This window comes from Methylomonas sp. DH-1, assembly GCF_046097555.1.
In the GTDB taxonomy this organism is placed as follows: Bacteria; Pseudomonadota; Gammaproteobacteria; order Methylococcales; family Methylomonadaceae; genus Methylomonas; species Methylomonas koyamae.
On record NZ_CP143089.1, the window covers coordinates 798,957 to 822,446 of the forward strand.

General features: G+C 56.1%; 24 protein-coding genes, 1 rRNA gene and 1 pseudogene. 22 read left to right on the forward strand and 4 right to left on the reverse strand.

From position 1 onward, the window contains the following. Positions 1–14: 14 nt before the first annotated feature. Positions 15–130 (forward strand): 5S ribosomal RNA (gene rrf / locus VXJ35_RS03775). Positions 131–437: 307 nt separating this feature from the next. Here rrf and VXJ35_RS03780 read toward each other — a convergent pair. Then, positions 438–926 carry a TlpA disulfide reductase family protein gene (locus tag VXJ35_RS03780; RefSeq protein WP_064020543.1) on the reverse strand — a complete coding sequence of 163 codons (489 nt, stop codon included), beginning with the start codon at positions 924–926 and terminating at the stop codon, positions 438–440. A gap of 93 nt (positions 927–1,019) precedes the next feature. Here VXJ35_RS03780 and serA point away from each other — a divergent pair, with 93 nt between their 5' ends. The 21 genes from serA to VXJ35_RS03885 all read left to right on the forward strand — a co-directional run bounded on the left by serA (position 1,020) and on the right by VXJ35_RS03885 (position 18,614). Further along, a complete protein-coding gene (gene serA / locus VXJ35_RS03785; RefSeq protein WP_064020544.1) occupies positions 1,020–2,603 on the forward strand; it encodes a phosphoglycerate dehydrogenase in 1,584 nt (527 codons plus the stop codon). Then, a complete protein-coding gene (locus VXJ35_RS03790) occupies positions 2,600–3,241 on the forward strand; it encodes an HAD-IB family phosphatase (protein ID WP_064020545.1) in 642 nt (213 codons plus the stop codon). Before serA ends, VXJ35_RS03790 begins: the two co-directional genes overlap by 4 nt. Positions 3,242–3,309: 68 nt before the next feature. Then, the gene (locus VXJ35_RS03795; protein WP_064020546.1) at positions 3,310–4,059 is read left to right on the forward strand and encodes a YebC/PmpR family DNA-binding transcriptional regulator; all 750 of its coding nucleotides are present in this window, start codon (positions 3,310–3,312) and stop codon (positions 4,057–4,059) included. A gap of 26 nt (positions 4,060–4,085) precedes the next feature. Continuing rightward, the gene (gene ruvC / locus VXJ35_RS03800; RefSeq protein WP_054763221.1) at positions 4,086–4,583 is read left to right on the forward strand and encodes a crossover junction endodeoxyribonuclease RuvC; all 498 of its coding nucleotides are present in this window, start codon (positions 4,086–4,088) and stop codon (positions 4,581–4,583) included. Then, positions 4,580–5,182, forward strand: a complete 603-nt coding sequence (gene ruvA, locus VXJ35_RS03805; RefSeq protein WP_054763220.1) for a Holliday junction branch migration protein RuvA — start codon at positions 4,580–4,582, stop codon at positions 5,180–5,182. Before ruvC ends, ruvA begins: the two co-directional genes overlap by 4 nt. Next, positions 5,179–6,216 (forward strand): Holliday junction branch migration DNA helicase RuvB, encoded by a 1,038-nt coding sequence (ruvB, locus tag VXJ35_RS03810; RefSeq protein ID WP_064020547.1) that lies wholly within the window; start codon positions 5,179–5,181, stop codon positions 6,214–6,216. The genes ruvA and ruvB overlap by 4 nt, the downstream gene beginning before the upstream one ends. Next, on the forward strand, positions 6,213–6,629 hold the full coding sequence (ybgC, locus tag VXJ35_RS03815; RefSeq protein ID WP_054763218.1) for a tol-pal system-associated acyl-CoA thioesterase: 417 nt from the start codon (positions 6,213–6,215) through the stop codon (positions 6,627–6,629). The genes ruvB and ybgC overlap by 4 nt, the downstream gene beginning before the upstream one ends. Next, positions 6,629–7,306: a protein TolQ gene (gene tolQ / locus VXJ35_RS03820; protein ID WP_064020548.1), complete on the forward strand. Its 678-nt coding sequence runs from the start codon at positions 6,629–6,631 to the stop codon at positions 7,304–7,306. The genes ybgC and tolQ overlap by 1 nt, the downstream gene beginning before the upstream one ends. A gap of 44 nt (positions 7,307–7,350) precedes the next feature. Next, on the forward strand, positions 7,351–7,761 hold the full coding sequence (gene tolR, locus VXJ35_RS03825) for a protein TolR (protein WP_231879366.1): 411 nt from the start codon (positions 7,351–7,353) through the stop codon (positions 7,759–7,761). Positions 7,762–7,771: 10 nt separating this feature from the next. Then, a complete protein-coding gene (gene tolA / locus VXJ35_RS03830; protein WP_064020549.1) occupies positions 7,772–9,301 on the forward strand; it encodes a cell envelope integrity protein TolA in 1,530 nt (509 codons plus the stop codon). Between the two features lie 17 nt (positions 9,302–9,318). Then, positions 9,319–10,602: a Tol-Pal system beta propeller repeat protein TolB gene (tolB, locus tag VXJ35_RS03835; protein ID WP_064020550.1), complete on the forward strand. Its 1,284-nt coding sequence runs from the start codon at positions 9,319–9,321 to the stop codon at positions 10,600–10,602. A 63-nt stretch (positions 10,603–10,665) separates the two neighbouring features. Further along, positions 10,666–11,229, forward strand: coding sequence for a peptidoglycan-associated lipoprotein Pal (pal, locus tag VXJ35_RS03840; RefSeq protein WP_064020551.1), 564 nt, complete (start codon positions 10,666–10,668; stop codon positions 11,227–11,229). After that, entirely contained in the window at positions 11,229–12,065 is an 837-nt protein-coding gene (gene ybgF / locus VXJ35_RS03845) for a tol-pal system protein YbgF (protein WP_064020552.1), read from the forward strand. The genes pal and ybgF overlap by 1 nt, the downstream gene beginning before the upstream one ends. Before the next feature lie 11 nt (positions 12,066–12,076). Continuing rightward, positions 12,077–12,721 (forward strand): 7-carboxy-7-deazaguanine synthase QueE, encoded by a 645-nt coding sequence (gene queE, locus VXJ35_RS03850; protein WP_064020553.1) that lies wholly within the window; start codon positions 12,077–12,079, stop codon positions 12,719–12,721. Beyond that, positions 12,705–13,403, forward strand: coding sequence for a 7-cyano-7-deazaguanine synthase QueC (queC, locus tag VXJ35_RS03855; RefSeq protein WP_064020554.1), 699 nt, complete (start codon positions 12,705–12,707; stop codon positions 13,401–13,403). Before queE ends, queC begins: the two co-directional genes overlap by 17 nt. Positions 13,404–13,504: 101 nt before the next feature. Further along, positions 13,505–14,119 carry a hypothetical protein gene (locus VXJ35_RS03860; RefSeq protein ID WP_064020555.1) on the forward strand — a complete coding sequence of 205 codons (615 nt, stop codon included), beginning with the start codon at positions 13,505–13,507 and terminating at the stop codon, positions 14,117–14,119. Positions 14,120–14,147: 28 nt separating this feature from the next. Continuing rightward, positions 14,148–14,876: an MBL fold metallo-hydrolase gene (locus VXJ35_RS03865; RefSeq protein WP_064020556.1), complete on the forward strand. Its 729-nt coding sequence runs from the start codon at positions 14,148–14,150 to the stop codon at positions 14,874–14,876. A gap of 105 nt (positions 14,877–14,981) precedes the next feature. Then, entirely contained in the window at positions 14,982–16,337 is a 1,356-nt protein-coding gene (gene miaB / locus VXJ35_RS03870) for a tRNA (N6-isopentenyl adenosine(37)-C2)-methylthiotransferase MiaB (protein ID WP_064020557.1), read from the forward strand. Beyond that, positions 16,337–17,323, forward strand: a complete 987-nt coding sequence (locus VXJ35_RS03875; RefSeq protein ID WP_064020558.1) for a PhoH family protein — start codon at positions 16,337–16,339, stop codon at positions 17,321–17,323. The genes miaB and VXJ35_RS03875 overlap by 1 nt, the downstream gene beginning before the upstream one ends. Next, positions 17,320–17,778, forward strand: coding sequence for an rRNA maturation RNase YbeY (gene ybeY, locus VXJ35_RS03880; RefSeq protein ID WP_064020559.1), 459 nt, complete (start codon positions 17,320–17,322; stop codon positions 17,776–17,778). Before VXJ35_RS03875 ends, ybeY begins: the two co-directional genes overlap by 4 nt. Continuing rightward, a complete protein-coding gene (locus VXJ35_RS03885) occupies positions 17,775–18,614 on the forward strand; it encodes an HlyC/CorC family transporter (RefSeq protein WP_054761594.1) in 840 nt (279 codons plus the stop codon). The genes ybeY and VXJ35_RS03885 overlap by 4 nt, the downstream gene beginning before the upstream one ends. A gap of 4 nt (positions 18,615–18,618) precedes the next feature. Here VXJ35_RS03885 and VXJ35_RS03890 read toward each other — a convergent pair whose 3' ends face one another. From VXJ35_RS03890 to VXJ35_RS03900, 3 genes and pseudogenes are all read right to left on the reverse strand, one after another. Then, on the reverse strand, positions 18,619–20,739 hold the full coding sequence (locus VXJ35_RS03890) for a putative bifunctional diguanylate cyclase/phosphodiesterase (protein ID WP_408953941.1): 2,121 nt from the start codon (positions 20,737–20,739) through the stop codon (positions 18,619–18,621). A gap of 75 nt (positions 20,740–20,814) precedes the next feature. Then, a pseudogene (locus VXJ35_RS03895) lies at positions 20,815–22,362 on the reverse strand (PAS domain-containing protein); the annotation flags it as partial. Next, the gene (locus VXJ35_RS03900; RefSeq protein WP_064020560.1) at positions 22,362–23,399 is read right to left on the reverse strand and encodes an extracellular solute-binding protein; all 1,038 of its coding nucleotides are present in this window, start codon (positions 23,397–23,399) and stop codon (positions 22,362–22,364) included. The pseudogene VXJ35_RS03895 and the gene VXJ35_RS03900, both read right to left, overlap by 1 nt. Positions 23,400–23,490 lie beyond the last annotated feature (91 nt).

Below are 23,490 nucleotides of genomic sequence, written 5' to 3' on the forward strand. Positions count from 1 at the left end.
ACCAAACCAGTTTGCTTGGTGAACATAGCAAGCGTGAACCACCCGATCCCATCCCGAACTCGGAAGTGAAACCGCTTAGCGCCGATGATAGTGTGGCAGGTTGCCATGTGAAAGTAGGTCATCGCCAAGCTCTTAAATATCAAGCCCGGCTAAGCACGGGCTTTTTTTTTGCCCCTCGCTTTGCCTCCTTCATAACGCCCCAACCACACGCCTCCCGCCGGCAAACCACGCCAACATCACCAAACACTTCACTTACCAGCACGGAGGAGCGAATCATCGCAATAGCGGCCTTTAGCAGCGGCTGCTATCTCGTGCCGGCCTTAAGCGTCTCCTGCCGAGCTTGCAGATTCAAAGCAGGCGCGAAGAATCTCCTCCAACTTCTTCATGCTCAAGCGCCTGTTGCAGCCACGGCGGTCAGTTCACTACGGCCGCGTCAGCTACAACGCGTCTATTTGCGCTCGCCAGTCTGCGAAATCAAATCGACCTACGACCCGAGAAACTACTCTTCCTTCCCGACTAAGCAAAAAACTGCTCGGCGTCAGGGATACGTTGCCATAGGCTTTCGCATGTGTTCCGTCGATATCCAAAGCCACTGCATACGGCAAACTGTGCTTTTCGCTTAACTGCTTGACTCGGCTGGGAATGTCGTAAGGCATCGCTACCGCAATTATTTGCAAACCTTTGCCGGCGAATTGCTTGTGCAAAGCGATTAAATCCGGAATTTCTTCGATACATATGCGGCAGTCGCTTGCCCAAAACGTAACCAATACCGGTTGGCCGCGCAATTCGAGGAGCTCTATCTGCTCGCCCGTTATCGTGATGAATGTAGAATCGGGGGCTTTTATCTCGAATTGAGTTTGTTGCCAAAAAACTATCGCCAACATGCACAAAGCGAAAATTACACCCAGTGCGGATTTTACTTGCATAGGCTTTGAAATCGGTAGGTCTTGATTGGTTTTGAGACGATTATAGCAAAGCTGTTAAAATGGCCGAATTGCCCATTAATCCTGGTTTCGGTTATGAAAAAAATTCTGATTTCCGACAAGCTCGCGGAAGACGGCGTCAATTTTTTGAATGCTCAGGAAGGCATTCAAATTCATATTCAGACCGGACTGGATGAGGATGAATTATGCGAATTGATTCCCGAATACGATGCGTTGTTGATCAGAAGCGATACCCAGGTCACCAGGCGAGTTTTGCAGTGCGCTACCAAGCTAAAAGTGGTTGGGAGAGCCGGCATCGGAGTCGATAACGTCGATTTAGAGGCCGCTACCGAACAGGGCGTTATCGTGATGAATACGCCGGATGCGAACGCGACCACCACGGCGGAATTGGCGATTGCTCACATGTTCTCGTTAAGCCGGAATTTACCCGTCGCCAATTTCTCGGTTCGGCAAGGAAAATGGGAGCGGGCCAAGCTGATGGGGGCTGAGATTGCCCACAAGACGTTATCTATTTTGGGTTTCGGCACTATCGGCCGAATCGTTGCCCAGCGGGGTCACGGTTTGGGTATGCGGGTAATCGCTTACGATCCGTACGTCGCTCCGGATGTGTTCGCTAAACACGGTGCCGAAATGGTCGATCTGGATACCCTGCTTAAACAGGCAGATTATTTGACGCTGCATTGCCCGCTATTGGAAAAGACTAAAAATATCATCGGCCGCCAGCAGTTGGCGATGATGAAAAAGACGGCAAGGTTGATTAATTGTGCCCGCGGCGGTTTGGTCGATGAAGCGGCGTTATACGATGCGCTAAAAGAAGGGCGTATTGCCGGGGCTGCGTTAGACGTTTACGAAAATGAGCCGCCGGCTGACTCGCCTTTGTTGGGATTGGAAAATATCGTATTTACCCCTCACCTTGGAGCCTCAACCAAGGAAGCGCAAATTGCAGTCAGCGTCGAAATTGCCCGCCAGGTGGTCAAATATTTGCAAACCGGTGAAGCGGTTAATGCCTTGAATCTGCCCAGGCTGTCAGCCGAAGAGCTGAACGAGGCGCAGCCCTTTATGAATTTGGCCAATATTCTGGGCAGAGTCTTGGTGGGTTTGATCGATCGGCCGATCGAAAAGCTGGAAGTTGCAGTCTTCGGTAAGGCAGCCCAAGTCAAAATCCGGCCGATCTCGGCGGAAGCCATGGTGGGCATGTTTAAAGGGCGGCTTTCGACTCCGGTTAACCGGGTCAACGTCGAAAATATCGCCAAGCGCCAGGGTATCGCACTGGTCGAGTCGCAAACCGAAGAAGCGGAAGGTTACCAGTCCCTGATTAAGATCACCGGATATTGCGCGGACAAAGAAGTATCGTTGTCCGGGACGTTGCTGGGCCATCAACATCCCCGGTTGGTCGGCATTAATCATTTCGAAATCGAAGTCGTGCCGGAAGGTACTTTGTTGATCACCCGGCATGACGATAAACCCGGTGTGATTGCGGCGATCAGTTCAATACTCGGTATGGCCAATATTAATATCACTCGGATGCAAGTCAGTATCGCCGACCAAAACCAGTTGGCGATGATGGTGATCAGCGTTTCCGACCCTTTAAACGAACAAGTGCTGCGAGGTGTATGCGAAGTGCCGGCAGTTCACACGGCGAGGCAAATCGTATTATGAGTTTTGATGTGGTCTGTTTTGATTGTGACAGTACCTTGAGCCGAATAGAGGGAATAGACGAGTTGGCCCGGCGCAATGGCATATTCGATGAAGTGGCCGCACTAACGGACGCGGCGATGAATGGCGAATTGGCGTTGGAAGAGGTCTATGCCAAACGTTTGGAATTGATAAAGCCGGATAAAGCCTCGATAGACTGGTTGGCCGCTTTGTACATTTCCGAGTTGGTCGACGGTGTTGTGGAAACCGTTGCCGCGTTGCGAGCCAATGCCAAACAAATCCATATTATCAGCGGCGGCTTGCGGCAAGCGATATTGCCCTTGGCGGAGCAGTTGGGTATTCCGGAGCAACATGTGCATGCGGTCGATGTCGAATTCGGCGCCGACGGCGGTTATTTGGATTTCGCCCGCCATTCGCCGCTAGCGGTCAGCGGCGGCAAGGCTAGGATTTGTAGAAGGCTGAGAATGCAGCATTCTTCCTTGGTCATGGTCGGCGATGGCAAGACGGATCTGGAGGCTAAACAGGCCGGAGCTTATATGATCGGATTTGGCGGCGTGGTCCGCCGGCCTTTGGTAGAAAACCAAGCGGATTGCTATGTCGCGGATGCGTCGTTAACGGCTATTTTGCCGCACGTACTGTAACGAGGCTCGATAAGCCGCGTTGGCGATGGTAAAATCAGCGAATTTTTCAGAGGATTCAGAGAGATACAATGGCAGGGCATAGTAAGTGGGCGAACATCAAACATCGTAAGGGTGCGCAAGACGCGAAACGAGGCAAGATTTTTACCAAACTGATCCGGGAAATTACTGTAGCGGCCAAAGGTCCGGGTGGCGGTGACGTGGCCAATAATCCCGCTTTGCGCGCGGCAATCGATAAGGCGCTCGGCGCCAACATGAAGCGCGATACCATTGATAACACCATCAAAAAAGCTATCGGAGCCCTGGATGGGGCTAACTACGAGCAGGTGCGCTACGAAGGTTACGGCCCGGGCGGTACCGCTGTCATGGTCAATTGCCTGACCGATAATCGCAACCGTACCGTCGCCGACGTGCGGCATGCCTTTTCCAAACACGGCGGTAACTTAGGTACCGACGGTTCCGTGGCATATCTGTTTCGCAAGGTAGGCATTATCAGTTTCTCCAACGAGGTGGACGAGGATGCGCTGATGGAAGCCGCAATGGAAGCAGGTGCCGAAGATGTTGTGACTAACGACGACGGTTCTATCGACGTGTTTACCACGCCCGAAGAGTACTTGAATGTCAAGGAGGCTATCGTCGCCGCCGGTTTTGAGCCGGAAAACGCGGAAATCACGATGCATGCCGATACCAAAACCGAGTTGGACGCCGAGGCTGCCGAGAAAATGCTGAAATTGATCGACCGGCTGGAGGATTTGGACGACGTTCAGGACGTTTATTCGAATGCCGACATCAGCGACGAGATCATGGCCGCAATCGGCTAAGTAGACGTTAAGCGACGGTTAAGCGATTGGTCAGGATACTGGGCATAGACCCCGGCTCGAGAATTACCGGTTACGGTGTCGTCGAGACGACACCGCGTGGCATCAAATACTTGGCTAGCGGTTGCATTCGGGTGCAGTCCGATAATTTTCCGGAGCGGTTGCAGCAAATCTTCGACGGCGTCAGTCAGATCATAGAGTTGTACCGCCCCGAGCAGATGGCGATTGAACAGGTTTTTATGCATAAGAACGCCGATTCGGCCTTGAAGCTCGGCCAAGCTCGCGGTGCCGCGATTTGTGCGACGATGAACCGGCGGCTACCGGTGTTCGAATACGCCGCGCGCCAAGTCAAGCAGGCGCTGGTCGGCAAAGGCAATGCGGACAAGCTGCAAGTGCAGCACATGGTGAAGATCTTATTGAATATTCAAGGCGAGTTACAAATTGATGCCAGCGACGCACTGGCAGTTGGCCTGTGTCATAGCCATTACCAGGAAACCGCGAAGCGTCTGCAGCAGGTGGGTTCGTGATCGGTTTCCTCCGCGGCAAACTGATCCACAAGGCGCCGCCGCAATTACTGCTCGACGTGCAAGGGGTCGGCTATGAAGTCGAAGCGCCGATGAATACCTTTTACGATTTGCCGGCTTTGGGCGAAGAAGTCCGATTACATACGCATTTAATCGTGCGGGAAGATGCGCATATTCTGTTCGGTTTCGTCAGCGAAGGCGAGAGAAGCCTATTCAGGACATTGATCAAAGTCAACGGCATCGGCCCCAAATTGGCGTTGACTATTTTGTCCGGCCAAACAACCGAAGAATTTTACCGCTGCATCGACGATAACGATGTCAAAGCTTTGGTGCGCTTGCCCGGAGTCGGACAAAAGACCGCCGAGCGTTTGATCGTGGAGATGCGCGGGCGTTTGCCTGAGCTGCATAAATTTTCCGCCCGCGAGCCGGGCGGTGGCCAAACAGAAGTTGCCAAAGGCTCTGCCAAGCAGGAGGCCGTCAGCGCGTTATGCGCGTTGGGCTACAAACCGCAGGATGCGGCGCGGATGGCGCAGGCGGTTGCCAGCGAGGATAGCAGTTGCGAAGACATCATTCGTGCGGCATTACGCGGAGCGGTTAGATGATCGAAAGCGACCGGTTGGTAACCGCATCCGGTACCAGCGAGGAAGAACGCGTCGACCGGGCAATTCGGCCGAAACGCTTGAAAGACTATGTCGGCCAGCGCGAATTGCGCCAGCAAATGGAAATATTCATCCAGGCGGCGGTCAGCCGTGCCGAAGCGTTGGATCATGTACTGATCTTCGGCCCGCCCGGATTGGGCAAAACCACATTGGCGAATATCGTTGCCACCGAAATGAACGTCAATATCCGGCAGACCTCCGGGCCGGTGCTGGATAAGGCCGGAGATTTAGCGGCGTTGCTGACCAATCTACAGGCTCACGACGTGCTGTTTATCGACGAGATCCACAGGCTCAGCCCGGCTGTCGAAGAGGTGCTGTATCCGGCTATGGAAGACTACCAAATTGATATTATAATAGGCGAAGGCCCTGCCGCCCGCTCTATCAAGCTGGATCTGCCGCCGTTTACGTTGATAGGCGCCACCACCCGGGCAGGGTTGCTGACCTCGCCTCTGCGCGACCGCTTCGGTATCGTCCAGCGACTGGAGTTTTATTCGGTCGAGGAGCTGTCCAGTATCGTCAAACGGTCGGCACAAATGTTGGGCATCGGGATGGACGGCGGTGGTGCGGATGAGATTGCCTGCCGTTCTCGCGGCACGCCGCGCATCGCCAATCGCTTGTTGCGCCGAGTGCGCGATTTTGCCGAGGTGAAAGGGAATGGCGTGGTGACCCGCGAGGTTGCTGCTCAGGCGCTGGAGATGCTGAAAATCGATCCGCAAGGTTTCGATATGCTGGATCGCAAGTTGTTGGCGGCGATGATCGAACATTTCCAGGGTGGCCCAGTGGGCTTGGATACATTGGCGGCCGCCATCAGCGAAGAGCGGGGTACGGTGGAAGATGTATTGGAGCCGTATTTGTTGCAGCAAGGATTCATCATGCGCACGCCGCGAGGGCGTGTCGCCACGCACAAGGCCTACAGCCATTTCGGTTTGCCTTTGCCCAAACGAGCGCCAGGTAGCGACGACATTTTTAGCCTATGACGTTAGAACTGTCCAATGCGGCGGCGTTCAACTGGCCGGTCAGGGTGTATTACGAGGACACCGATGCCGGTGGCGTCGTATTCTACGCAAACTACCTTAAATTTTTCGAACGGGCCAGAACCGAATTCTTGCGCAGCTACGGGTTCGAGCAAGACGTTTTGATGGCCGAGCAAGGCGTTATTTTTGTGGTTCGCTCGGTAAAGATCGATTATTTGAGGCCGGCTCGATTTAACGAGCAATTGGCGGTCAGCGCCAAAGTCATTGAAATTAAAAAAACAAACCTTACTTTTGAGCAGACCGTTACCCGCCAAGAACAAATTCTGTGTACCGGCGAGGTCAGGATCGCCTGTCTCGACGCCCAAACCATGAAACCCAAACCGATTCCCTCCGTTATTTTGGAACAATTAAACTGATGAATACCGATTTATCCATTCTGACACTGGTCAAAGAAGCCAGTTTTGTCGTGCAGTTTGTTATGTTCATTCTGTTGTCGGCGTCGATTGCTTCGTGGACTTTTATCTTCTCCAAGCGCAAAGAACTGAAACAGGCCATCGAAATCACCGACGATTTCGAGGACGAGTTTTGGTCCGGCGTCGGTCTGGCCGAGCTGTACAAAAAAATGTCCAGCGACCGCTTCGAGCCGGAAGGGATCGAAAAAATCTTTCTGGCCGGTTACCGCGAATTTGCCAGAATGCGGCAAAAAGGCGACGTCGAGCCGGTGGTTCAGGTCGAAAGCGCACAGCGGGCGATGCGTATCGAGTTGGCCCGAGAATTGGACCGGTTGGACGAAACCCTGCCGTTTTTGGCAACGGTCGGTTCGACCAGTCCTTACATCGGCTTATTCGGTACCGTGTGGGGCATCATGAATTCGTTTCGGGCTTTGGGCGAGATTAAAAACGCCACATTGGCTAACGTCGCACCGGGTATCTCCGAGGCGCTGATCGCCACGGCGATCGGTTTGTTTGCCGCGATTCCGGCGGTTATCGCCTACAACCGCTTCTCGACCCGGCTAGACCGTTTGGCCGGCCGCTACGAGTTGTTTATCGATGAGTTCGTAGTTCTTCTGCAAAGACAGGCACACAGCAAATGAACGTAGGCGGCAGCAACCGTAAATCGCGCAAACGGCGCGGGCCGATGGCCGAAATTAACGTCGTTCCTTATATCGACGTCACTTTCGTGCTGTTGATGATATTCATGATTACCGCACCGTTGGTACAAACCGGCGTCGACGTCGATTTGCCGCAAGCGGAAGCCGAATCGGTCGATTTGCAGGACCAGACACCGGTCATCGTTTCGATTAAAAAAGACGGCAGCCTTTACGTCGATATCGGTAACGGCGACGAAGACGCGGATACTCCGGTCGATGTCGACACCGTCAAAACCCGGGTGGCGGCGGTGTTCCGCAATAACCCGAAGGCGCAACTGTACGTGCGCGGCGACCACGAGGTCGACTACGGCAGTATTGTCAAGGTCATGGTGGAACTGAAAAAAACCGGTGCGCCGAAAGTGGGTTTGATGACTTCGCCGCCGCCCGAGAGCAAATAACGTCAGAATCATGAGAAATTTCAAACCTTCGTTTGTCTTGGCGGTGGCGCTGCACCTTTTGATTGTGCTGCTGTTCAGCATCAGTTTTCTGGCTGATCGCGATGAAGCGCAAACCGCGCCACCGGCCGAAATCATCGAAGCCACCGTACTCGACGGCGCGGCAATCGATGCCGAAGCCGAACGTTTGAAACAAAACGAAGAAAACAAACGTCAGGCTGAAACTGCACGCCAACAACAACTGGAAGACGCCCGCAAAGCCGAGGAGCAAGCCCTGCAGCAGGCAAAAAAGCAGCGGGTGTTGGAGGAGCAAAAGGCGTTAGAAGCCGCCGAGAAACGTAAGCAGGAGGCCTTGGCCGAACAAAAACGTCAGGAACAGTTGGACGCCAAGCGAAGGGAAGAGGAAAAAAAGTTAGAGGAAGCCAAGGAACGGCGGGTTCTGGAAGAGAAAAAAGCCAAGGAAGCCGCGGAAAAACAGAAGCAGGCGGAATTGGACAAGCAAAAGGAATTGGCCGAAAAACAGAAACAAGCCGAGCTGGAGAAACAAAAGGAATTGGCGGAAAAGCAGAAACAGGCCGAACAGGAAAGGCAGAAGGAAGCCGAGAAGCAAAAACAGGCGGAAAAACAAAAGCAACAGGAAGCGGAACGGGAAGCCAGGCTCAAGGAGCAAAAACTGGCGGAAGAAGCCAAACTGAAACAACAGGAAGCCGAAGCCAAAAAACTGGAGCAGGAAAAGAAACTTCAGGAACAAAAGGCCCTGGAACAGAAAAAACTACAGCAACAAAAGGCCGAGGAAGCCAAACGCGAGGAACTGGCGCAACAAGCCAAGGCGGAAAAAGAAAAGCAGTTGGCTGAAGAAAAAGCCAGGGCCGAGAAAGAAAAACAAGCGGCGCTGGCTGCTGAAAAAGCCAAACAAGCCGCGGAAGCCGAAGCCAGGGCAAAAGCGGAGAAGGAGCGCCAGGCCAAATTAGCGGCTGAAAAGGCCGAGAAGGAGCGGCAGGCGGCAGAAGCGGAAGCCAAGGCCAAGGCGGAAGCCGAGGCTAAAGCCAGGGCCGAAAAAGAACGGCAAGCCAAATTGGCTGCGGAAGCGGCAGCGAAGGCAAAAGCCGAGCAAGAACGCCAAGCGGCTGAGGCAGCCGCCAAAGCCAAAGCCGAACAGGAGCGGCAAGCCGCAATCGCCGCCGCGCAAAAAGCCGAGCAAGAGCGGCAGGCTGCTGAAGCAGCGGCAAAGGCCGAGCAGGAGCGCTTGGCTGCGGCTGCAGCCGAGGAGGCGCGCTTGAATAACTTGATTAAGAGTAAAACCGAAGGTGCCTGGATTCGGCCGATGGGCGCGGCGCAAGGCTTGAAATGCACAATTCAGGTAAAATTGCTGCCTAGCGGCGACGTGATGGATGCGGTCGTTGTCGGCAGTAGCGGCGACCCGATCTTCGACCGTTCGGCGGAAAATGCGGTCAGAAAGGCCTCGCCGTTGCCGGTGCCGCAAGACAAGATCTTGTTCAACCAGAAGTACAGAGTTTTCAATTTATCGTTTAAACCGGAATAAACCACGGAACCCATAGAATGCTTCTAATCAAAAGAGTTTTTATCGGCGGCTTCATAGCCTCATTGCTATCGGTGGCCCAGGCGGCCGGTTTGACTATCGAAATCACCAAGGGCTCGCAAACCGCAGTACCTATCGCGATCGTGCCGTTTGCCCAACAAGGCTCTATCGGTAACGTCAAGTTGTCCGATGTGGTCAGTTCCGACTTGGCCGGTAGCGGTTTTTTCAAAACCCTGGCCGAAGACGATATGTTGACCAAACCTAGCGAGCCGGAACGGGTTAATTTCAAGGATTGGCAGGTGTTGGGCCAAGACTACATGACTATCGGCCAAGTCGTCGGTAACGGCAACAGCTTCAATATCCAGTTTTACTTGTTCAACGTGCACAACGGCCAATTGCTGATGGGCTACCGGCTGACTGCCGGCGCCAACGAACTGCGCCGCGCCGCGCACCATATCAGCGATTTGATTTACGAAAAACTGACCGGCCGCAAAGGTGCTTTCAACACCCGTATCGCTTACGTGACCAGCCTTGCCCGCGGTAACGGCAAACAGTACATGCTGCAAGTCGCCGATGCCGACGGTTATAACCCACGCACGATAGCGGAATCGCCGGAACCGATCATGGCACCGGCGTGGTCGCCGGACGGCAGCAAAATCGCCTACGTTTCGTTCCACACCAAACGTTCCGAGATTTGGGTACAGACCCTGGCCACCGGCCAGCGCGAGAGCGTTTCCGCCTACCCCGGCATCAACGGCGCGCCGGCGTTTTCCCCGGACGGCAGCCGGTTGGCTATTACGTTGTCTAAAGACGGTAGTCCCGACGTTTACGTGCTGAACTTGGCTAACCGGGCCTTGACCCGCTTGACCAGCGGTTTGTCGATCGACACCGAGCCGACTTGGTCGCCCGACGGTTCGACGATCGTGTTTACCTCGGACATGGGCGGCAAGCCGCAACTCTACAGCATGCCGGCCTCCGGCGGCAAAGCCAGCCGCTTGACCTTTCAGGGTGATTACAACGCCAGAGGCCGGTTCTCGGCGGACGGCAGAAGTCTGGCCATGGTCACCGGCAATGGCGGCAGTTACCGGATAGCGGTTATGGATATGGCATCGCGTACCGTAAACGTGCTGAGCGAAGGCAACCTCGACGAATCGCCCAGTTTTGCCCCCAATGGCAGCATGATCCTGTTCGCGGCGACCCGCGGCGGCAAGTCGGCGTTGTCGGTGGTGTCGACCGACGGCGCGATGCAACAAAAATTGGCATTTGAGAGTGGCGGCGTGCGCGAACCGGCTTGGGCGCCTTGATTGCAAGGCCGATAACCCTCAAACTATAGCTACCTGATTTTTATTTATTTTTGGAGAAACTTGATGAGATTTAATAAAACCTATTTGGCTTTGGCGATGAGCGCCGTGTTGATTGCCAGCGGCTGCAGCTCGACCGACGAAGAAGGCAGCTTGGCCGATTCCACTCAAGGTACCGACGCTTCGACCAGCGGTTACAACGACGGCTCGATGGCCGGCAGCCAGTTCGGTTCCGGAAACGGCTACAGTTCCGGCTCCGGTTCGCATCTGGGCCCCGAGTTCAGCGACCCGAACAATCCGTTGTCCAAACAAATCATTTATTTCGAGTTGGACAGCAGCCAAGTCAAACAAGAGTACGTGCCGGTTGTCGCCGCCCACGCCCGTTATCTGGCTTCCCATCCTAACCAACACGTGATTCTGTCCGGCCATGCCGACGAGCGCGGCTCCAGCGAATACAACATCGCGCTGGGTGAGCAACGTGCCAAATCGGTGGAAAGAATGATGCGCTCGCAAGGCGTCACAGCGTCGCAACTGGAAGTCGTCAGTTACGGCGAAGAAAAACCGGCGGTATCTGGTCACGACGAATCCGCTTGGCAAATGAACCGCCGGGTCGAAGTCGGTTACCAATAATGGCAAAGCGCGCACTTCTGGCAATGGGATTGGGGCTGGGGTTGGTCACCTCGGCGTCGGCGGCGCCGGTCAACAACCCCGGTGCTTACCCGGCCGCACCCGGCGATAATGCCATATTCGAAGTACTGGGACGGCTCGAGCAGTTACAGTCGGAAGTGCAGCAATTGCGCGGCATGGTTGAGGAACAATCGCAAACCATCGCCGATTTGCAGCGCAAACAAAACAATATGTATTCCGACTTGGACGAGCGGATGCAGGCGTTATCGGCCGCAGGTCAGCCGGCTGCGGCCCAACCGGCGTCGCAGCCGGACGCCGCCGCGGCGCCCGCTGCTGCCGCACCTGCTGCTCCGGTAGCCGCTTCGGTTCCGCCGGCGCCTTCGGCCGCAGCGGCTCCAACTCCTGCGGTTCCACCCGCGCCGGTTGCCGTCGCCGAGAGCAAACCGGCGCCAGCGGTTTCGGCTAACGAAAAGGAACGTTACCAGGCGGCCTACGATACGTTGCGTAACGGCCATAACGCCCAAGCCGTGAAAATGTTTCAGGATTTGCTGAGGGATTTTCCGGCCGGCGAATTTGCCGACAATTCGCAATATTGGTTGGCCGAAGCTTATAAAATCAATCGCGAATTCGATGCCGCCCGTGCCGCGTTCAACAAAGTGGTCAGCCAATATCCGAACAGTTCGAAAGTGCCGGATGCGTTGTTGAAACTGGGTTATATCGAATTCGATCTGCAAAACGCCGCAAAAGCCCGCGATTATCTGACCCGGGTAACCACCAGTTATCCAGGAACTACCGCCGCGCATTTGGCCGAGAAAAAACTGGCGCAAATGTCGCAATAGCCGGTCGGCGGATGGATCAACAGCTACGCATCACCGAGATTTTTTATTCGTTGCAAGGGGAAACCAACACGGTTGGTATTCCCACAGTATTCGTACGCTTGACCGGATGTCCGTTGCGCTGCTCGTATTGCGATACCGCTTACGCCTTCAGCGGCGGCGAAAAGCGCAGTATCGGCGAAATCATCGCTGAGGTAGGGCGCTACCACACCCGCTACGTGACGGTGACCGGCGGCGAGCCGCTGGCTCAGCCGGGATGTCATCCGTTGATGACTGGCTTGTTGGATGCCGGCTATTCGGTCTCGCTGGAAACTAGCGGTGCGTTGGACATTGCGGCGGTCGATGCCAGAGTCGTCAAAGTCGTCGATTTGAAAACGCCGAGTTCCGGCGAAATGCAGCGCAACCTCTATTGCAACCTCGATTTTTTACTGCCGCACGACCAGGTCAAGTTCGTCATTGCCGATGCCGCCGATTACGAATGGTCTAAACAACAGTTGGAACATTACCGGTTGGTGCAACGCTGCGAAGTGCTGTTTTCGCCGGTCATGGGCGTGATGTCGCCGGCCGAACTGGCCGAGCGGATTCTGGCCGACCAATTGACGGTTCGGTTTCAAATTCAATTGCATAAATATTTGTGGAATGATGCGAGAGGAAAATAATGCCGGCGCTAAACCGGCAGTAATTTTGTTGTCTGGCGGGCTGGATTCGATCACGGTACTGGCCTTGGCCCAGCAGCAAGGTTTTATTTGCCACGCGTTGAGCTTCGATTACGGCCAACGCCACAACGCGGAACTGGAGGCTGCCAGGAACATTGCCAGCCATTATCAAGTCGCCGCCCATAAAGTTATCAATTTAGGTTTGAGTTCTATCGGCGGATCGGCGTTGACCGACGCCAATATCGATGTGCCGACTTCGCCGCAGGCCGGGATTCCGGTGACTTATGTGCCGGCGCGCAACACCATATTCTTGGCTTTTGCATTGGGTTGGGCCGAGGTGTTGCAGGCGCACGACGTGTTTATCGGCGTCAATGCGGTGGATTATTCCGGTTATCCCGATTGCCGGCCGGAATTTATTAAGGCGTTCCAGGATATGGCCAATCTCGGTACCAAGGCCGGTGTGGAAGGCCACAAAATCCAAATCCACACACCGTTGATCTCGTTCAGCAAGGCGCAGATCATCCAGCAAGGTATGGCCTTGGGCGTCGATTACGCCGCCACCGTTTCCTGTTATTCGGCCGATGCCGAAGGTCGGGCCTGCGGCGTATGCGATGCCTGTCGGCTGCGCGCGGCGGGATTCGCGGCGGCTGGCATCGCCGATCCTACCCGTTATTGCCCCCGCTAAATCCGTATCGGCCCGCATTTATCGAAACTGAAATTCGCGCGCTCAAATTTGTCGGCTAAGCTTTGCAAGGTCAGACGGAGAGCCGCAAGAGGTCGCGCCAAATGCAAGTCAAACCAACCAAATCCCAGTTTGTCGCGGTCGCGTCGATTGCCGCCGAACTGAGCGCCGTGATGGAAGTTGCCAAAGAAATATCGTTGGCCGCGGCCAACGCCAAAGCTATCGCTTTTCGCGCCGGCGAAAAAGCCAAAGGTTTCCAGCCCATCACCGATTTCATTAACGAATTGGCCAAAGATACCATCGAACTGGTCAACAACATTAACGATTACGCCTTCCTGCTCTATCGCTTGACGGTCGACGAACAGCGTTTGGCCGAAGCTTGCGGCCGTTTCGAACAGGTCGAACGTCTGGCCCAGGGCGCGCGTTACGCCGCATCGTTGGCGGGGCCATTACAGCAAGCCCGGCATAAAGCCCAGGCTGCGCGCCGCGAGTTTACGATCCACGTTTCCGAATTGCTGGTCAAATTGGCCGAAGTGATGCACCCGGCTCGCGCGGCGCGGGTGATCGCCGCCAATTCCCGGATCGAAGCGTCGCAAGCCGGCGAGTACCTGCAAAGCTTGCAAGCGGTTGCCGAAAGCGTCGATAACGCCGCCCAAATCATTAACGACAAAGTACACCGTTGCCGTAGCGCATTGACCGTTATCAATCTGGCCGATTGAGCGGGGCCGTTGCGAAGAGGAATCCGATATGAAAATGACCAGAATCTACGAAGGCGCGCACCAATGGGTGATGTTTGGCCGCGATCCGCACCGGCCGGAAAAGATTATCGATACCAACCAATACATGGTGCGCACCGCGGATCGTTGTCTGTTGCTGGATCCCGGCGGCATCGAACTGTTCGCGCCGATGCTGGCTGCGGTATTGCACCACGCCCCGGTCGAGGAGATTACCGATTTGTTCGCATCGCATCAGGATCCTGACATTATTTCGTCTCTAGGCCTGTGGGACCAAGCTCTGCCGAACGCCAAATTACACGCGGCGCAGTTGTGGGAGGGGTTTTTACGCCATTTCGGCTGCGAGTCTATCGAATACGTGCCGATTCCGGACCACGGTGGCACGATCAATCTCGGCAGCGTCGAACTGCAAATCGTGCCGGCGCACTATCTGCATTCATCGGCCAACTTTCATATTTACGATCCGCAAGCCAAGATTTTAATGTCGGGCGATGTCGGCGCCGCGTTGGAAGCGCCCGGCGCGCCGGTATTCGTCGATAATTTCGAGGCCCATATCGAAAAGATGCGCTATTTCCACCAGCGCTGGATGCCGTCCAACCAAGCCAAGCGAGCTTGGCTTGAGCGGGTCAGAAAACTGGATGTGCAAATCCTGGCCCCGCAACACGGCCGGATGTTCAAGGGCGACGATGTCAGGCGGTTTCTGGATTGGTTCGAGGCGCTGCAAGTGGGGATTGCCGTATAAAACAAGCATTTGCCGAAAATTGGGTTTATAATCCGGCCGTTACCAGCCCCTGTCGCGAGACGGGGGTTTTTTGTTAGTGAGAGGAGCTGGAGTATCTCATCAAGCATGGCGCAAAAACTTTATATACAGACTAACGGTTGTCAAATGAACGAGTACGATTCCGACAAGATGCGGGACGTACTGCAAGCATCGCACGGTTTGGAATTGACCGATATCCCCGAACAGGCTGACGTGTTATTGCTGAACACCTGTTCGATCCGGGAAAAAGCCCAGGAAAAAGTGTTTTCTGCGGTCGGGCGTTGGAAAAAGATCAAAGACAAACGCCCGGATGTGATTATCGGCGTCGGCGGTTGCGTCGCCAGTCAGGAAGGCGCGGCTCTTCAAAAGCGCGCACCTTACGTCGACATCGTATTCGGGCCGCAAACCCTGCATCGTCTGCCGGAACTGTTGAACAAGGCGCGTAGCGGCGACAAGCATGTGGTCGATATTTCCTTCCCGGAAATCGAAAAATTCGACAACCTGCCGGAGCCGCGCGCCGAAGGTCCGAAAGCCTTCGTGTCGGTGATGGAAGGTTGCAGCAAGTATTGCACTTATTGCGTCGTACCTTACACCCGCGGCGAGGAAGTCAGCCGGCCGCTGAACGATGTGATTGCCGAAATAGAAACGCTGGCCAAGCAAGGCGTCCGCGAGATCAATCTGCTCGGCCAGAACGTCAACGCCTACCGCGGCGCCATGGAAGACGGCGACATCGCCAGTTTCGCCTTGTTGCTGCACTGCGTCGCCGCCGTCGATGGCATCGACCGCATCCGCTTTACTACCTCGCACCCGCTGGAATTCACCGACGACATCATCGAAGCCTTCGCCGAGATTCCGCAGTTGGTCAACCATTTGCATCTACCGGTACAAAGCGGCAGCAACCGGATTCTGGCCGAAATGAAACGCGGTCATCGCCGCGAGGATTACCTGGAGATCATGCGCAAAATCAAAGCGGTGCGGCCGGGAATCAGTTTGTCGTCGGATTTCATCATCGGTTTTCCCGGCGAAACCGAGCAGGATTTCGAAGATACGATGGCGCTGATCGAGGAAGTCGGCTTCGACTTTTCCTACAGTTTTATTTTTAGCGCCAGACCCGGCACGCCGGCTGCGAATTTTGCCGACGACGTCAGCATCGAAGTGAAGGAGCAGCGTCTGCAACGCTTGAAAGAACGTTTGAACCAGATGTTCATGGCCATTTCGGAAGGGATGGTCGGCAGCGTGCAAAGCGTGTTGGTGGAAGGGGTTTCGAAGAAAAATCCGTTGCACTTGACCGGGCGTACCGAGAACAACCGGGTGGTTAATTTTGCCGCCCATCCGCGCCTGATCGGCCAATTCGTCGACGTGTTGATTACCGAAGCGTTGCCGAATTCTTTGCGCGGCCGCGTGTCGGAATCCTCCATCGAAAAAGTCAGACAGACCGCCTAGTGTTGAATACCTCGCATTTTTCTCAAGAAATCACGCTGTTGCCGGACGACGCCCAGCGCCTGTCCAATTTCTGCGGCCAACTCGATAGCCACATCCGCCAAATCGAACAGCGCCTGCATGTGGACATTGCCAACCGCAGCAACCATTTTCGGGTCACCGGCGTCGATGCTGCGGTCAAAGCGGCTTGCGCGGTGATTCAAAAACTGTTCGAAATGACCGAGCGCGAAGAAATTACCCCGGAGCAGGTGCATCTGAGTTTGCAGGATGCCAGCATCGACCAACTGCTGCAGCCTGCGGCCAACCACGAGCCGGTAGCGATTCGCACCAAGCGCGGCGTGATTAAAGGCAGAGGCCACAATCAGCAGGATTATTTGCGCAAGATCCTCAGCCACGACATCAATTTCGGCGTCGGTCCGGCCGGCACCGGTAAAACCTATCTGGCGGTGGCTTGTGCCGTCGAAGCCTTGCAAAACGAGACTGTCCGGCGGATCATCTTGGTACGCCCGGCCGTGGAAGCCGGCGAGAAACTGGGTTTTTTGCCCGGCGACATGGCGCAGAAGGTCGACCCTTATTTGCGGCCGTTGTACGACGCTTTATACGATATGCTTGGCTTCGAGCGGGTCGAGAAACTGCTGGAGAAAAACGTCATCGAAGTCGCGCCGCTGGCGTTCATGCGCGGCAGAACCTTGAACGATTCCTTCATCATTCTCGACGAAGCTCAAAATACCACGGTGGAACAGATCAAAATGTTCTTGACCCGGGTCGGTTTCGGCTCCACCGCGGTGATTACCGGCGACGTGACCCAAATCGATCTGCCCAGCGAAAAAATGTCCGGTCTGAAGCATGTTTTGAAAGTATTGAAAGACGTGGAAGGGATCAGCTTCACCTTTTTCGGCGTGCGCGACGTGGTCAGGCACCCGTTGGTGCAACGCATCGTTGCGGCGTACGACCGCTACGATCTGGAACAGGGCAAAAACACGCCGTGAACTATATCGATTTGCAAATTGCTACCGAGTCGGCCTATCCCGCCGCCGAGCAGTTCCAAACCTGGGTCGACGCCGCCTTATCCGATTTCCAACGCGACAGCGAAGTGACGATTCGTCTGGTCGATACCGCGGAAAGCGCCGAATTGAACAGCCAATACCGGCATAAATCCGGCCCGACCAATATCCTCAGCTTTCCGTTCGAGGCGCCGCCGGGCGTGGAGCTCGACCTGTTGGGCGATCTGGTGATTTGTGCGCCGGTGCTGGCGCGCGAGGCGGCCGAACAAGGCAAATTGCCCGAACACCATTGGGCGCATATCACTGTACACGGCGTATTGCATTTGCTAGGGTATGACCACATCGAAGAGCAAGACGCGGAACAAATGGAAGCGCTGGAAATTGACATTCTAAGCCGATTAAACATAGCCAATCCCTATCTGGAGGATAGTAAGCAATGAGCGATGGTAACCCCCCGAGTAGCCAGCCCCATCAGAAAAGCCTGATCGAACGCATCGGCCATTTTCTGAGTGGGGAGCCGCAAGACCAGGAAGACTTGCTGGAGATATTAAGAGAGTCGCAAGAAAAACATTTACTCGATTCCGACGCGTTATCCATGATGGAGGGCGTCATGCATGTCGCGGAGATGCGAGTCAGAGACATCATGATCCCGCGTTCGCAGATGGTGGTGGTGCCGCGCGAGGCCGAACTGGAAACTATCTTTCCGCTGGTCGTCGAATTTGCCCATTCCCGTTTTCCCGTCATCGAAGAAGACCGCAGCAAAGTGGTCGGCATTCTATTGGCCAAGGATTTGCTGGCCCACGCCTTGCGCAACAAAGCGCTGAAGGTGGAAGACGTGATGCGGCCGGTCAACTTGGTGCCGGAAAGCAAACGGCTGAACGTGTTACTGAAGGAATTTCGTACCGAACGCAACCATATGGCGATCGTGGTCGATGAATACGGCAACGCCGCCGGCTTGGTTACCATCGAAGACGTACTGGAGCAAATCGTCGGCAAAATCGAGGATGAGCACGACGATGACGAGGTCCAGGAATTCATTTCGCAGCGTGGCGAAAAGGAATTCATTCTGAACGCATTAACGCCGATCGAAGAATTCAACGACTATTTTTCCGCCGATCTGGAAGACGACGAATACGACACCATCGGCGGTTTGATCGTGCAACGTTTGGAGCATTTTCCAAAGAAAGGCGAAAAAGTCGAAATCGGCGATTTTTGTTTCGAGGTGTTGCGCGCCGATAACCGCCGCGTGCATCTGCTGAAACTTAAAATCAAGTAAGCGTTCAGTCCGGCCGCTCGGCCGCACTTAAAAACCGCTCGAAATCCTCGGCCGGCAATGGCCGCGAAAAGTGGTAGCCTTGGCCGAAGTCGCAGCCGGATTCCAGCAGCAAGCGGTGCTGGTTTTCGGTTTCCAGGCCTTCGGCGATCACCTGCATGCCCAGCTTGTGCGCCATGACGATGATGGCTTCGCATAACGCCATGTCGCTCGAGTCCGGCGCTAAATTGGCGACGAAGGAACGGTCGATTTTCAAATAATCGATATCGAATTTTTTCAGATAAGCCAATGCCGAATAACCGGTGCCGAAGTCGTCCAGCGATATCTGCATGCCGGCGTCGCGAAACGCTTGCAGGCTGTTTCGTACCACATTGCTGGCATCCAGCAGCAGTCCCTCGGTAATTTCCACGACCAGCCCTTGCCCCGCCAGCCCCAATTCCTGCAGATAGTCGAGCCATGCGTCGTGCGATTGGCTGCCGTAAAATTGCGCCGGAGATTTGTTGATACTGATCTGGAACTCGGGATGGTAATGCTCCCGCCAGCGCCGGGCTTGCCGCGCGGCCTGCTCGAACACCCAGTTGCCGATGTCGACGATCAGGCCGTTGTCTTCGGCAATCGGGATGAACTCGGCCGGATTGATCGGCCCGCGCTCGGGGTGGTGCCAGCGCAATAGGGCCTCGGCCTTCATAATCTTGCCGGAAGCCAGTTCGACGATCGGTTGGTAGTAAAGCCGGAACTGGCCGTTTGCCAGCGCGCTACGCAAATCGTCGGCGATCAACATCCGTTTGTGGGCGGCGGCATGCATGGCCGGCGTGAAATAACAATAGCGGTTGCGGCCCTGATGCTTGGCGGCGTACATGGCCTGGTCGGCGTTTTTGATCAACGCATCGATTTTTTCGGCGTCTTGCGGATACAGGGTAATGCCGACGCTGGCCGATAAATAGGCGACCTTGTTTTTCAGTTGGAAGGGTTCGGCCAACGTCCGCAAAATACTTTGCGCAACCCGCTCGGCGCTGGCAATGTCGTCCAGTTCCGGCAGTATCATAGTGAATTCGTCGCCGCCGAGCCGCGCCACCGTATCCGATTCCCGCACGCAACGGCTCAAACGTAGCGCGGCGTCTTTCAACAGCATGTCGCCCATGTCGTGGCCCAGCGTATCGTTGATTTCCTTGAACCGGTCCAGGTCGATGAAAATCAGCGCCAGCGGCAAGCCGCTGCGTTGGCACTTTTTGGTTTCCTGGTCCAGCCGGTCGTGGAACATGCGCCGGTTGGGCAAGCCGGTCAGCGGATCGAAATTGGCCTGGGTCCAGATCAATTCCTCGGATTGTTTTTTCTGGGTGATGTCCGAGAACATCGCTACGCGCCGGTGCGGGCTGCCGTCGGCGTTGAAAATGGTGTTGATGGTCAGCAATTCGGCAAAGATCTCGCCGTTCTTGCGCCGGTTCCAAAGTTCGCCTTTCCAGTGGCCGCTGCTGCCGATTACATGCAGCATGGCTTGGTAAAACTGCTCGCTCTGCCGATTCGAATTCAAGATGGCGTGGCTTTGGCCGGCTACCTCGGCCAGCGTATAGCCGGTCAGTTCGGTAAAAGCCGGGTTGACCGTGATGATGGCGCAGTCGGCATCCATCACTGCCATCGCTTCGCTGCTGTTCTGGTATACCAGCGACGCCAATTGCAGCGCCTCGGTGCTGCGGCTGCGCTCGACGGCAATGCCGGCCAGGTTGGCGGCCTGCTCTATGGCCAGCAAGTCGTCGGCACTCGGTGCGGCCGGTTTGTGTTGGTAAATTGCCAGGCAGCCGAGCAGTTTGCCGGAAGCGTCGCGGATCGGTTCCGACCAGCAGGCGCCGAGTCCGGCCTGGGCGGCCAGTTCTTTGAACGGTGCCCAATACGGATGCTGCTGGATGTCTTCGACGATGGTGCGCTCGGCGCAATAGGCTGCGCTGGCGTGGTTGCCGGCACCGATCTCGACCGGCAAGCCATCCAGCGCGCTGTCGGCTAAGTCCGGCAAGTGGGGCGCGGCCGCGATATGCAAGCGTTTGCCTTGCTCATCCAATAACAGAATCGAGCAGAGCAGGTCCGGATTCTGGGTTTCGACTGCCAGGACCACGGCGTCCAGAGTGCCGGCCAACGGTGCGCCCTTGGCGACCAGCTCCAGGACGTGGTTGTGGGCGCGTTCCCGGTCCGCGGCATGCTGGCGGTCGGAAATGTCCATGGCGATGCCGATCACGCCGACCGGTTTGCCGTTGATGTCTTGCAGCCGGGTGCGGGTAATCTGTAGGACCCGGCGCTTGCCGTCGGCGAATTTCACCCGTTCCAACGCTTGGTGAACCGGGCCGGAGCCGTTCAGGCAGGCCTGGTCGGCCACGCTAAAGCGGGCGGCCAGTTCCTCGCCCAGCAATTCGGCCAAGTTCGGGTAAGCGACGACTTGCTTTTCCGGCAGGCCCAGATGGCTGCAAAAGGTCTTGTTGGCGAAGGCAAACCGCCGGTCCATGCCAATCAACCAAATGCCGACCGGAGCATTGTCCAGAATGGCGTGCAATTTCGCTTCGGACGCATACAATTCGGCGACCTGGGCGTTCAATTGTTGGGTCATCGACACGAAACTGTTGGCCAGATAGCCGATTTCGTCGCGGCGTCCGGTAGGGGCCGCATCCAGGGGTTGCCCCAGTTGAAACCGGCTGACGGCCTGGGTCATCTGGTTCAGCGGCTTGGCCAGGATTCTGGCCAAAACCAATGAGATCGCGCTGGCCAGCAGGCTGAAGATCGCCGTGATCTCCACGACCTTCCAGCCCAGGGTATGGCTGCCGGCCAACACCTCGGCCAGCGGCGTGTAAACGCCCAACAGCGCGAAACGCCGGTTTTGCGGACCCAGCGGTAACTTGGCGAACGCCGCCAAAGACGATGCCGCCAAGGTTTGCTCGGTTCCGGTGGCAAATACCGCAGACGTGCGTTTGCCGTACAACACCTCGCCGACTTCGGGGATGTCGTCTTGTATCACGAAGCGGCGGCCGCGCTCGAAGCCGAAGGTTTTGGCCTGGTCGGGGTGGATCAGATAATCGCCGCTACCGTTGCTGAGCAACAAGCGGATGCCGGCGGGCAATTTGCCGGCGATCAGTGTGAACAGGCCGTCCAGATCGACGTTGACCACTACCAGCGCGATGTAGCCGTCTGGCGCGGACCCAATCGGTACGGCGACGCGTACGGTCGGTTTGCCGAAACCCTGATGGGCGCCCAGTTCCTGGTTTAAATTGATCTCCGAGACGTATATCTCTTCGGTAGCGGGCAGGCTGAGGGTCTCGAATACATACGGAAAATGGTTTTTTTCCTGCAATTGCGCATCCGCCACGATTTGCACACTGTCGCGGTCGCGGTCGACCCGGACCAGTTCCTTACCATAGTGCTGGGCGTGGATCAGCCGGACCTGGCTGTATTCCGGGTGGCTCTTCAGCAAGGCGGAAAACAGGTCGGCCAGTTGCGCCTTGGCCGCGGCCGGCTCGCTGCCGGGTTTGGCCAAGGCGATTTGCCGGCAAAGCGGTAAATTCGCCAGTGTTTTTGCGTCTTTCGCGGTTGTGGCCAGCGCATCGCCGAAGCGGTGAGACAAGCCCTGGACCGTGCTCAACAATTGGGCCTGTGCGGCGCCGACCAGCAATTGTCGGCTGCGGTCGTAGACGTAGTAACCGGTCAAACCGGTGGAAGCGGTGCCGAGCAACGCTAGCCAGAATCCCAGTTTGATGCCGACGCTCGCCCGCATTAAAACGCCTCGGGCGGTTCGCCGGAAATGATGCGGTCCCAAAGCCGCTTTTGCAGCTCGGGATTGGCGACGGGTTCCAGCCAGACCAGTTTTTGCCGGGTTTCGCCGCCGGGCTGGACGGTAACGGTATTGGCTAGGCCGTGGCGAATGCTGAGGCGTTCGCTGACGGCCGGTTCCAGCGTGTAATCGATCCATTGTGCGGCCAAAGCCGGGTTGCCTGCGTTGCGGGTAACCGCCCAGCAGTCCAGCCAAGCCAGTGCGCCTTCTTGCGGAATCACGTAGCCGACGTCGGCGCCGGCATCGCGCAAGGCCTTCACTTGTTGGTTGCCGTAATTGCCGAACACCAGCGCAACGCCGTGGCGAGTAAACAGTTCCACCGCTTCTTCCGCAGTCGAATAAAAAGTCAGCACGTTGCGGCGCAATTTCGCCAGTTCCCGCGCGGCTGTGGCCAGCTCGCGATCGGAGAGGCGAAACGGGTCGGCGGCCCCCAGCAACAGCCCGACCAACGAGAAATTATGGTTGCTGGTATTGAACGCCAGCACCCGGCCCCGGTAGGCCGGGTCCCACATCGCGGCCATCGATCGCGGCGCTTCGGCCATGGTTTTGCGGTTGTAGATCAAGCCCATTTCCGCGTAGGTGTAGGGGATTGCAAATACTTGCCCCTGCCGTACCAAGCCGGGAATCGCATTCAGATCGCGGAAGCGCGGCAATTGCCGGGCATGATTGGCGAGCCGGCCGGGATCGAGCGCCTGTACCAAATGCCGGTCGATATAACGCTGCAATTCGGCGGTATTGACTGCAAACACGTCGTAGGCGGCGCTGTTGATTTTGTACCACAGGTCGTCGTCGGAATTGGCGTAAGTTACTTCCACTGCGGCGCCGTGGCGAATTTCGAACTCGCGGACGGTATCGGCGTCGGCGTAACCGGCCCAGGCCAAAATTCGCAGAATATCCTGTGCGGCTGCCGGCGCAGGGCAGAGCGCGGCAATAAGCGCAATCGCCGCGATTGCGGCCAAGGATAGAAAACGTGGAGCCATATAGGGTGTGACTTACGCGCGGTTGACGAAGATGCCTAAGTATATTGGCGGATGAGGCCGGGCGTCGGCCGATCGATGCTGAAAACGTCGC